Genomic DNA, 12,056 nt, shown 5'->3' on the forward strand with positions numbered 1-12,056 from the left:
ATTTAATAGCTCGATTAATATATGTTAACACTTTTTTTTATTAAGTTTAAGGACGTGAATCAAATTAATCAATATGAAAGTAATACATGTAAGTGCTGAATGTTACCCAGCAGCAAAAGTCGGTGGACTGGCTGATGTTGTAGGTGCACTTCCAAAATACCAAACCAACCTCGACTTTGAAGCAACTGTAGTAATACCCTACTACGAAAACAAATTTTCAAAAGCTGCAGCATACACTATCGATTTTGAAACCACAGTAGATTTAGCCGATTCAACTTTTAAAGCTTCTATTTTAAAAGTTGACAACAGTTTAGAAGAATACGGCTATCATCTTTATCAAGTAAAAATAGAAGACTTACTAGATAGAAAAGAGGTTTATGGTTATGGGGACGATACAGAGCGTTTCATCGCTTTTCAAAAAGTATTCTTAGATTGGGTACTTCAGTTTGAAAACAAGCCCCAAATTATTCACTGTCACGATCATCATACTGGACTGGTTCCTTTTATGATGACTCAATGTAAGAAATACATTCCTCTAAGAGGAATCCCTACTATATTTACTATTCATAACGCTCAATACCAAGGAGAATTCTCTTTTGAGAAATTATCTTACTTACCAGAATACGACATTGAGCAATCTGGAATGTTAGAATGGGATTATTCAATTAACCCTATGGCGGCTGCTATTAAAGCATGTTGGAAATTTACAACCGTATCGCCAAACTACATGAACGAACTACCATATGCAGCTACAGGATTGGATTGGTTATTTGACAATGAAAGAGAAAAATCTGTAGGTATTTTAAATGGTATTGACACTGAAGTATGGAATCCTTCTTCGGATAAAATGATCATCAAAAAATACAATGCTAGAACCGTTGCAGCTGGTAAAGCAGCAAACAAAGCATTGCTTTGCGAAAAATTTGATTTAGACCCTAACAAACCATTGGTTGCCTTTATTGGTAGATTGGTTTATCAAAAGGGTGCAGATATCATGGCTGGGATTTTTGACAAAGCTCTAGATGCCAATGACATGAACGGTTTAATTTTAGGTTCCGGTGACTCACACGCAGAATACCTATTAAACGAATTAAAAGACAAGTATCCTGGTAGATACAATACTTTTATAGGGTATGACGAAGAATTATCGCACTTAATATACGCTGGTGCAGACTTCTTGATTATGCCTTCTAGATTTGAGCCATGTGGATTGAATCAATTATACGCTTTAAGATATGGAACAATCCCAGTAGTAAGAACTACCGGAGGTTTAAAAGATACAGTAAAAGATATTGGTGAAAAAGGAGGTTTTGGTATCCGACACGACCATGTAACCGTAGACAACGTTGCTCTAGCAATTACAAGAGCAAACAAACTCTATAACACTACTGATGAATTTAAACGTATCCGAAGAGAAATTATGAAAATTGACAACTCTTGGGAGAATTCGGCAAATGAATACATTCAATTATATAACCACATAGCTCAATAATCAAAAAACATGAAAAAAAAGGTATTAGGAATTATTTTAGGAGGAGGACAAGGATCAAGATTAAAACCATTAACAACATCCAGATCTAAACCCGCAGTACCCATTGCAGGAAAATATAGACTGGTAGATATTCCTATTTCTAACTGTTTGCATTCTGAAATTAATAGAATTTTTGTTCTAACTCAATTTAACTCAGCTTCGTTAAACAAACATATTAAGAACACTTATACGTTTGGTAACTTCTCAGGAGCTTTTGTTGATATTGTTGCAGCTGAACAAACACCAGAAAATTCAAATTGGTTCCAAGGTACTGCAGATGCTGTTAGACAATCTATGCCTCACTTTTTAGCATACGAGTGGGATTATGCTTTAATCCTTTCTGGAGACCAATTGTATCAAATGGATTTTAACGCTATGGTTAAAAACCATCAAAAATCTGGTGCAGAAATTTCTATTGCTACACTACCTGTAAACGCACACGATGCTACAGGTTTTGGAATATTAAAGACCAACGCAGATCAGGAAATTACTTCTTTTATAGAAAAACCTACTACCGAAGAACTTGGAGAATGGAAATCTGATGTTACCGATGAAATGAAATCTCAGGGAAGAGACTATTTAGCGTCTATGGGAATTTACATCTTTAACAGAGAATTGTTAAAAGAATTAATGTCTAACAAAGAAACCATGGATTTTGGTGGTGAAATTATCCCAGATGCCATTGGTACACAAAAAATTGTAAGCTACCAGTACGAAGGATATTGGACAGATATTGGAACGATTGGTTCTTTCTTTGAAGCCAACCTTGGCTTAACTGATGATGTTCCAAAATTTGACTTATTTGACAACCATAACAACGTACTAACAAGACCAAGATTCTTACCACCAACAAAAATTTCTGGTACTACACTAGAAAAAACTTTAATTGCAGAAGGAGGTATGATTAATGCTAGTAGAATTCAAAGAACCATTATTGGTATTCGTGCTAGAATTGGTATTGGAACGACTTTATCTAACTGTTACGTAATGGGTAACGACTTATATGAAGATGCAGCCGATATAAAATCAAAAAACAAATCAGGTACTCCTTTAAGAGGAATCGGAGAACGTTGTTATATCAACAACTGTATTATCGACAAAAACTCGTCTATTGGAAACGACGTTAAAATAAACGGAGGAGATCATTTAGAAGATACTGAAACGGATCTCTACACGGTAAGAAATGGTATCGTAGTTATTAAAAGCGGAGTGGTTGTACCAAGCGGAACAACTATTATTTAAGCTTTACACTTCCTTAAAAAACCTACACCCAAGTATTCTACTTGGGTGTATTTTACCAACTCCTAACAACTTGAATATATGAACCATGTAAAAGCATACAGTTTATTTACTGAATTTGATATTTACCTTTTTAAATCTGGAAAACATTACCGTCTTTATGAAAAATTTGGTGCAAGAAGCATAACTGTAGATGGTGTTGAAGGAACATACTTTGCGGTATGGGCTCCTACCGCCAACAGAGTTTCTGTAGTTGGAGACTTTAACTACTGGAATGATAATGAACATGTACTAAATGTAAGATGGGATAGTTCGGGAATATGGGAAGGATTTATTCCAAACGTTAAAACTGGAGAAACTTACAAATACAAAATACACTCTAACAATAACGGAATTGTAACCGAAAAATGTGACCCATACGGATACCATACAGAACATCCACCAAAAACAGCTTCTGTTACCTACGATATTGAAGGTTTTGATTGGCAAGACAACGACTGGATGTCTTACCGTGAAAATAAGAACGGATTAGACAAACCTTATTCTGTATACGAGGTTCATTTTGAATCTTGGATGAAAAAAGTTGAAGAAGATAGATCTTTAAGCTACTGGGAAGCTTCTAACGAACTGGTAAAATATGTTAAAGAAATGGGCTTTACTCATGTAGAGTTTATGCCTATTATGGAATATCCTTTCGATCAATCATGGGGATATCAAATAACAGGATATTTTGCTCCTAGCTGTAGATTTGGTCACCCTAAAGAATTTATGGGATTAATCAACGAATTCCACAAAAATGATATCGGAGTTATTTTAGACTGGGTTCCATCTCACTTTCCATCAGATGCACACGGTTTAGGTTTCTTTGACGGATCTCATTTATACGAGCATCCAGACAAAAGAAGAGGATACCACAAAGACTGGAAAAGTTTAATCTTTAACTATGGTAGAAACGAAGTTCGTTCGTTCTTAATCTCCAACGCTTGTTTCTGGTTAGACAAATACCACATTGACGGTCTTAGAGTAGATGCTGTAGCTTCTATGTTATACTTAGACTACTCTAGAAAAGACGGAGAATGGGAACCAAATAAATACGGAGGAAACGAAAATTTAGAAGCAATTTCTTTCTTAAAAGATTTTAATGAAGAGGTTTACAAAAGCTTCCCTGGAATTCAAACAATTGCCGAAGAATCTACCGCTTTCTCTGGGGTTACTAGAGCCGTTGAACATGGAGGTTTAGGTTTTGGAATGAAATGGATGATGGGTTGGATGCACGATACGCTTGGTTACTTTAAAAAAAACCCTATACATAGAAAATACCACCATAACGAAATTACTTTTAGTTTGGCTTATGCTTTTACCGAAAGATACATGCTGCCTTTATCTCATGATGAGGTTGTATATGGTAAAAAATCTATTTTAGGTAGAATGCCAGGAGACAAATGGCAAAGAATGGCCAATTTACGTTTGCTATTTGGTCATATGTACACGCACCCTGGTGGAAATTTACTCTTTATGGGAGCTGAGTTTGGACAGGAAAACGAATGGAAATTCAATAAAAGTTTAGACTGGCATTTATTAGAAAACCCAGAACACAAAGGAGCACAAACTTATATTAAAGACTTAAACCAATTCTTAAAAGACACTCCTGCTCTATTTGAAAAGAGCTTTTCAACAGAAGGTTTTGAATGGATTAACCACGAAGATGGTGGTAATTCTATCTTAAGCTTTATCCGAAAAGGACACGATGAGAGCAACGATATAGTTGTAGTTTGTAACAACACACCTGCTGTAAGAGAAGAATACCAAATAGGTATTCATAAAGGAGGAAAACTAACAGAAATTTTCAACTCCGATTTAAAGAAATACGGAGGAAGTGGTGTTAAAAATTCAAAATCAATAAAGATATCCGAAGATGGTTGGAACTGGAAATCACATTCAGCTAAAATTACTTTACCTCCATTAGGTATGGTTATCTTTAAAATTAAATGATTTACAAGCAATTAAGACTTTTAAAAGCACTCTTTATCTTGTAAAATAAAGGGTGTTTTTTTATTAAAAACCAACTAAAACAGAATAGTTTTTGCACATTTTATGAATTGTTAAAAAAACCAATTTTCAATTCAAAATCTTCTATCATTTTTTCCTAAATTGGGTGCATAGCTTATTCATAAATAACTAAAAATTATGATTTTAAACGAAAGAATAGAACAAAAAGGAAATGCCTTTCCTTCGCAGGTAGTGGAGTTTAAAAAAGATGTTGACACTTTATACTTTCATACCAACAACGGTGTTATTTTACAAATGACAGTTTTAAGAGATAGTATGATTCGTTTTCGTTTTGCTACGGATGCAAAATTTGAAGATGATTTCTCTTACGCAATCTCTAAAGATGCCATAAAGGGTTATAATAAATTAGAAATCACAGAAGACATAGAGAAATATATTGTTACCACTTCTAAATTGGTAATATACATTTCTAAATCAGATTTAAGAACACGTATATACGATGCTGTAGACAATACACTTATCTCCGAAGATGAACTTGGATTCCACTGGGAAGAAAGTTACGAACTAGGAGGTAACATTGTTAAAATGACCAAAAATTCTCCACAAGGGGAAAGCTTTTATGGTTTAGGAGACAAATCAGATCATACAAACTTAAAAGGGAAACGTTTCCAAAACTGGGCTACTGATTCATACGCTTTTGGGCGTTACACAGACCCTATTTACAAAGCTATTCCATTCTTTACTGCTTTACACAATCAAAAAGCATATGGTATTTTCTTTGACAACTCTTTTAGATCTTCTTTTGACTTTTGCTCTGAAAGAAGAAATGTAGCAAGTTTCTGGGCAGAAGGTGGAGAAATGAACTACTACTTTATTTACGGACCTAAAATGCAAGATGTAGTAGCATCTTACACCAACTTAACAGGAGCACCAGAATTACCTCCTTTATGGGCTTTAGGATACCACCAATGTAAATGGAGTTACTATCCAGAATCTAACGTAAAAGAAATCACTCAAAAATTTAGAGATCTTAAAATTCCTTGTGATGCCATCTACTTAGATATTGATTACATGGAAGGTTTTAGATGTTTTACTTGGAGTAAAGACTATTTTCCAGAACCAAAACGAATGGTTAAGGAATTAGCCGATGATGGATACAAAACAGTCGTTATTATTGATCCAGGTATTAAAATAGACATGGAATACGACGTGTTTAGAGAAGGTTTAGAAAAAGACTACTTCTGTAAGCGTGCCGATGGACCTTATATGAAAGGGAAAGTATGGCCAGGAGAATGTTACTTCCCGGACTTTACAAGAGAAGAAGTACGTGAATGGTGGTCTGGATTATTTAAAGAATTAATTGAAGATGTAGGAGTACAAGGTGTTTGGAACGACATGAACGAACCTGCCGTAATGGATGTTCCTGGAAAGTCTTTCCCAGACGATGTACGTCACGATTATGACGGACACCCTTGTTCTCATAGAAAAGCACACAATGTTTACGGTATGCAAATGGCGAAAGCTACTTACATGGGATTAAAAAAATACAACTACCCATTAAGACCATTTGTTATTACTCGTTCTGCATACTCAGGTACACAGCGTTATACTTCTACCTGGTTAGGAGACAACGTAGCAACATGGGAACACTTATGGATTGCCAATGTACAAGCACAAAGAATGGCCATGTCTGGATTCTCTTTTGTTGGATCTGATATTGGAGGGTTTGCACAACAGCCAAATGCTGAATTGTACGCAAGATGGATTCAATTAGGAATCTTCCACCCATTCTGTAGAACACACTCATCTGGAGACCATGGAGACCAAGAACCTTGGACATTTGGTGAGGAGGTAACCAATGTTGTGCGTAAATTTATTGAATTACGTTATCAATTATTGCCTTATTTATATACTTCTTTCTACAAGTATATTGAAGAAGGAATTCCTATGTTAAAATCTTTGGTGTTATACGATCAGGAAGACAACCAAACACATTATAGAACGGATGAATTTATTGCAGGTGAACATATTTTAGCTTGTCCTATTGGTGAACCTAACGCTAAAGGTAGAAGAGTATACCTTCCTAGAGGAAAATGGTACAATTTCTGGACACACGAAGCAGAAGAAGGTGGTAAAGAAGTATGGGTAGATGCAGATTTAGACAGCATGCCTATCTTTATTAAAGAAGGAGCTATTATTCCTATGTACCCTGTTCAGCAATACGTTGGAGAAAAGAAAATTGAAAAACTAACCTTAGATATTTACTATAAAGAAGGTAAAGAAGTTTCTGACGTGTATGAAGATGCCAATGACGGATACGATTATACTAAAGGGAGATATAGTTTAAGACACTTTACTTCTAAAGGGAAAGGTAATAGCTTAACTATTAAGCAACACAAATCGGGTACGTTTATTACCGAATACGAAACCTTTATAATGAACCTAATTGGATTGCCTTTTGATGTTAAAACGGTTAGAGTAGACAACGAAGAAATGTCTTTAGAAGATATTCAAAGAGGTCATAGAGTTTTAGAAATAGACAAGAACTTTAACCAAATAGAGATTGTTGGTTAATTCTCTTTTTAATAGTTAAATTTTATTGTGGTTGTTATTCGGATGTATATCTGGTAACAACCACTTTTTTTGAATAAACTTAAAAGAAACTATTCAATATTTACTTCCACTTAATACCACACCCAATACTTGGATACACGCTTCCTTTGTAGTTTTCTCCTTGTAAAAGCAAATCTAAAGCAGCTTTTATGTCTTCTCCAGTAACAGGAATATCATTCCCAGGTCTAGAACCATCTAATTGTCCGTGGTAATAAGATTTTAACTCACTATCAAACACATAAATATCTGGAGTACAAGCTGCATCGTAAGCTTTGGCTACTTCTTGGCTTTCATCGTATAAATAAGGAAATGGATAGTTGTTTTCTTCCGCATGAACTTTCATTTTATCTGGTGCATCTTGCGGATAATTTTCTACATCGTTACTACTAATAGCCACAAAAGAAACTCCTTTTGCTTGATAGTCATTAGCTAGCGCTACCAACAAAGGATTGATATGAATTACAAAAGGACAATGATTGCAAATAAACAACACCACAGTTCCTATTTCACCTTTCAGTTGCTGTAAACTCATTTCTTTTCCAGAAACAGTATCTGGTAATAAAAAGTCGGGTGCAGTAGCTCCAACTTCCATAATATTTGAGGGCGTTCTTGCCATTTTTTCTTTAGAATTTTTAAAGTTTAAAAGTTATAAAAATACAATAAAGTTATCTTATTCCTGGTGTGTAAATAGTCAACGGTACAATAGGACTTACTGTAGGTATGTCTTTTTGAATTTCCCATTCATTTTCTGAAAAATCTACTGTTGGACTAGAGGTAGCTATTTTTCTGATAGCTCGTCCATTTTCGTACTCCCAAACCTCATCTGTTCCATCAAGCCCAGGTACTCCATAAGTATCTACCACAACTCCTTTATTGTCTTCTAGTTGATAACTATCATCTCCATTTCCTGTAACATAAGTACTTGACATATCGGGAGCAAAACCAAAGAATTCCTTAAAATCAAATTCATTATGTGCAATTACAAAAGTAGATTTTGCAGGGATTGTTATGTCCGACAAATCTAAACCTCCACTACTAGGCTCCTTGTTTGCATTTACGAACTTATTCAACCTCCAGCCCTTCATTTCAAAATCTACCTCCATAGGATTGTAAAGCTCCACATATCGAATCACTTTTCCTGCTCCAGCATCAGGGTCTGCAACCTCTGTAATGAAAATTTTAGGTGTTTGAATCTCACAAGACGAATAAACGCCTGTATCTTCTAAACTATCATAACTATTTAAAATAATTACGGGCTCATTATCAAAATTAATAACATAGATACCTGTTACATTTAATTGATTTTCTGGTACTTTTTCAGAAGCAAAATTTGCAAAATTACTGGTCTCTACTATCAAACTATCTTTTCTAAACATTTCACAAAACTCTAATGTTCTTTTGCCATCAAAATTGTCTGTTGGCAAACCTGCCAATGATTTCCCGAATTCACTAGTTTTAAAATGCACATTACTTACCTTAATAAAAGTATTTAGATCTTGCTCTTTTAATTCGGAGATAGCAACTTCCTTAGGTACAACAACTCCCACTTCATTAAATTTTAACAGATGCTTGTCAACATCAAACTCTAAAATCTCTTTTATAAACGTACCACTGGGAGCTCCAAGCGTTATCAAATTATCACTTACAGTTCTTTTTAGTCCCTCTAAGTTAATGGCCACTTTTCTACCTGGTGCATACTTAGTGTTGGTTGCTCTTAATCCCAATCGAATTCTCAGTCCCATTCTAGGGTTATTAGTTCCTAAATTAGACACTCCTAAAGTATTCTGAATGTATACTTCTTTATAAAAATTACTTTCCTTATCCGACGAAACTACATATCCTGAAACGATTGTATCTTTTCCTATTTCATTTCCATGTAAATCGAAAAGCTCTTGAAACGTTAACACTGTCTTACCCTCTAAATCTGGGTCTACAACAGTTGTTTCTATTGAGTTATGATCCATGTCTTCCACACAAGAAACCAAAAGGATACATACCAAGCTTGCTATCATTTTTTTCATAATGCTCTTTTTAATCAAAATCTATCCCCAAACAATCACTGGGATTTATTCAACTTATTTTTTAACAGTCCTTGCCAACTCTAGTTTTACTAAAAGGAATAGTACAGCCCCGTAAAAAAGGTTCTACCGTTCCCCACAAAATATCGAGATCCAAACAAGGGTCTTTCTCTATTATACTCGTTTAACTGTTCACTATAATTTGCCGCTCTCCCACTAGCAAAACCTCCTGTTCTATAATTTATCCCTAAGGCATTTTGTACCGTCCAGAAAACACTTAGATAAGCCTCCTTAATTTTCCAAGACTTACCTCCCGATAGATTTACCAAAGAAAAATCTTTTAATTGCTCTTGCTCTCTAAACTTAGCTACCAAAACATTATCTAAACCAGCAATGGGAGTTCCGTTTATTTCTTGGGTAAAATTATTGGTGTAGCGTAATGGAGCAATGTCTACGTAATTGTTTCTAAAGTGATTGATACTCGCTTTGATTCGCCAATAATTAGGATCGTTATATTCCAAAATAAAAGAAAAAGCTTGCTGGGGCCCTACAGATAATTTTCGCCCCTTAATTCCTGTTTCTCCCAAGTCTTTTACTCCATTTACAAAACCTAAATCACGAGCAGTTACATCATCTTCGGTATAGACTAATAAATTAGGATTGTTGTTATACGTATACTCCCCAAAACCAACTACCCACTTAATCTTTGTGGTAGTACTTATATCATACGAAGCCGCAAATTCAAGCCCCAGATACTTCTTTTCAATTCCGTTTACAACTTCTTGTATAAAGAGACTGTTTTTATCTAACAAATCTTCTCCTGCTGGATTGTCTTGTGCATTGGTACCAAAACCTTCTGCAAAGAAAAATCCAGTTTCGGTTGCATTGCGCTGTAAATTGTAAAAACCTGTAAGTTTTACAGAATGATTTAAACCTCTACGGATATAACTTATAGAGTTAGACAATAGATCCTCTGTTTCTAAATTTTCTACTGTTGCATTACTTACCCTTGCATTTGGAAAGACCAATCTTACACTGGGTGATTTTTGTAGGTAGGCAACTTTAACATCGAACAAATTTCTACCTGATATTTTGTACAAGACATTCACTTTACCCTGTACTGCAACTAAATCTACCTGTTTGCTTTTCCCTTCGACATCTGCAAAATTCTCGTAATTATACAACCCTTCCCTTTGATGAGTTGCATAAGAAAGCCCAATTGCTTCTGAAACTTCTACCCTTTTTCCTTTCCATCCTAACTGAGCAAAAGCATTTACACTACTACTATTAACTTTGTAATTGTACTTAAATTTATCTCCTTCTTTTACAATTCTATCTGGATGATTCAAATCGCTCTGAGCCAATGTAAAACTCGCCACATCTTTATAACCAGATCCCCCAAGTAAATCGAGAACCTCTGCATAATTCTCTGTAACGGTTTTCCTATAATCCACACTGGCATTTAACAACCATTGATCATTTATTTTTTGTGTTATATTAGAATTTATCTGAATTCTTGTCTCATCTCTCTTATCACTGTACAACACAAAAGCATCCGTTCCATTCTCGGGTATATTTACCTCTCTATTTGCTTCATAAATCCCCGTCCAGTTTACTTGCCCATCTTGTAAAAAAGCTTGTTCGTACCTAAACACGTTCTCATAATCTACCCTATTCCTAGACAACCAATAACTAGGCAAATTCTGATAATAGGCTGCATCTGGATTCGCACCTCCATTAAAATCTATTCTGGAATACCCTATACTTCCTGTTTGATAAAAAACAGTATTCTCCCACCGGGTCTTATCTTCGTTCTTGTAAGTATGCGTTAACAAGAATAATGGCTCTCCTACCTCTCTTACTCTTGCATTTCTTTTTTTTCCGTTTTGGTAGCCCCAATTTCCATTATAACGATTCCCTTTTAACAAAAAAACCTCGTCTGTATAGGTTCCCGCTGCACCTCTTCTATTGGGAGTATATAAAAAACTAGCCGTTATACTATGTTTGGCATCAAGGTATTTTTCTACACTTGCCATTAGGGAATTTGCATCGTAAAAAGTTCCCGTTCTATAACCTTCATCTCCCCACCTTCTACCCACAGAAAAAACATAATGCCAAGACCCAAATCCACCAGCATGGCTTGCTGCTATTTTATTTTGATACGAACGATTGGAACGCGCATAAGAAACCCTAGTTCCTTTTCTATACAAAGAAGCTCTGGTTGTTAATGAATTTACCCCCAAAGCACCTCCAAATGTTTTTTCTGCCATTCCTAAAGGCTCTGTTACGTCTTGGTTTCTATAGATTCCATCTACTCCTCCCCAATTATTCCAAGCAGGTCTATCATCGTACAACCTATTCTGATTGACTCCATTTAACAAAAACGTAAATTGCTCTGACCCTAAGCCTCTCGCCCGATAAAAGACTCCTTGGTATTCAAAACCAACAGTGTTTAAATAGATATCATCCGAAGCAGAAAAAATACCGGCAATATTAGCCACTTCTCCAGTATCATCATCCAAATCATCATCTGTTAAATTTACCAGACTAAATACATCCTGAGTCTTATGCGCTGGAATACTGTCTTGTGCATAAGAAATGGCACAAAACAATCCAACACTTAGCAAAGTGTGAATTTTAAGCAT

At 35.3% G+C, this 12,056-nt stretch carries 7 protein-coding genes; 4 read left to right on the forward strand and 3 right to left on the reverse strand.

Going from position 1 to position 12,056, the window contains the following annotated elements; genetic code table 11:
- The first annotated feature begins 73 nt into the window (after nucleotides 1–73).
- The 4 genes from ACXHHC_RS08790 to ACXHHC_RS08805 all read left to right on the forward strand — a co-directional run bounded on the left by ACXHHC_RS08790 (nucleotide 74) and on the right by ACXHHC_RS08805 (nucleotide 7,354).
- A complete protein-coding gene (locus ACXHHC_RS08790; RefSeq protein WP_458225993.1) occupies nucleotides 74–1,492 on the forward strand; it encodes a glycogen synthase in 1,419 nt (472 codons plus the stop codon).
- Nucleotides 1,493–1,501: 9 nt separating this feature from the next.
- Complete coding sequence (locus ACXHHC_RS08795; protein WP_458225994.1) at nucleotides 1,502–2,773, forward strand: glucose-1-phosphate adenylyltransferase; 1,272 nt, start codon at nucleotides 1,502–1,504, stop codon at nucleotides 2,771–2,773.
- Between the two features lie 78 nt (nucleotides 2,774–2,851).
- Complete coding sequence (glgB, locus tag ACXHHC_RS08800) at nucleotides 2,852–4,762, forward strand: 1,4-alpha-glucan branching protein GlgB (RefSeq protein ID WP_458225995.1); 1,911 nt, start codon at nucleotides 2,852–2,854, stop codon at nucleotides 4,760–4,762.
- A gap of 195 nt (nucleotides 4,763–4,957) precedes the next feature.
- Nucleotides 4,958–7,354, forward strand: a complete 2,397-nt coding sequence (locus ACXHHC_RS08805) for a glycoside hydrolase family 31 protein (protein WP_458225996.1) — start codon at nucleotides 4,958–4,960, stop codon at nucleotides 7,352–7,354.
- A 100-nt stretch (nucleotides 7,355–7,454) separates the two neighbouring features.
- Here ACXHHC_RS08805 and ACXHHC_RS08810 read toward each other — a convergent pair whose 3' ends face one another.
- The 3 genes from ACXHHC_RS08810 to ACXHHC_RS08820 form a co-directional block, all read right to left on the reverse strand.
- Nucleotides 7,455–8,009 (reverse strand): thioredoxin family protein, encoded by a 555-nt coding sequence (locus ACXHHC_RS08810; RefSeq protein ID WP_458225997.1) that lies wholly within the window; start codon nucleotides 8,007–8,009, stop codon nucleotides 7,455–7,457.
- Between the two features lie 49 nt (nucleotides 8,010–8,058).
- Nucleotides 8,059–9,414, reverse strand: a complete 1,356-nt coding sequence (locus ACXHHC_RS08815; protein WP_458225998.1) for a DUF5689 domain-containing protein — start codon at nucleotides 9,412–9,414, stop codon at nucleotides 8,059–8,061.
- 89 nt (nucleotides 9,415–9,503) lie between these two features.
- A complete protein-coding gene (locus tag ACXHHC_RS08820; protein WP_458225999.1) occupies nucleotides 9,504–12,056 on the reverse strand; it encodes a TonB-dependent receptor in 2,553 nt (850 codons plus the stop codon).

Source organism: Wenyingzhuangia sp. IMCC45574, assembly GCF_054182685.1.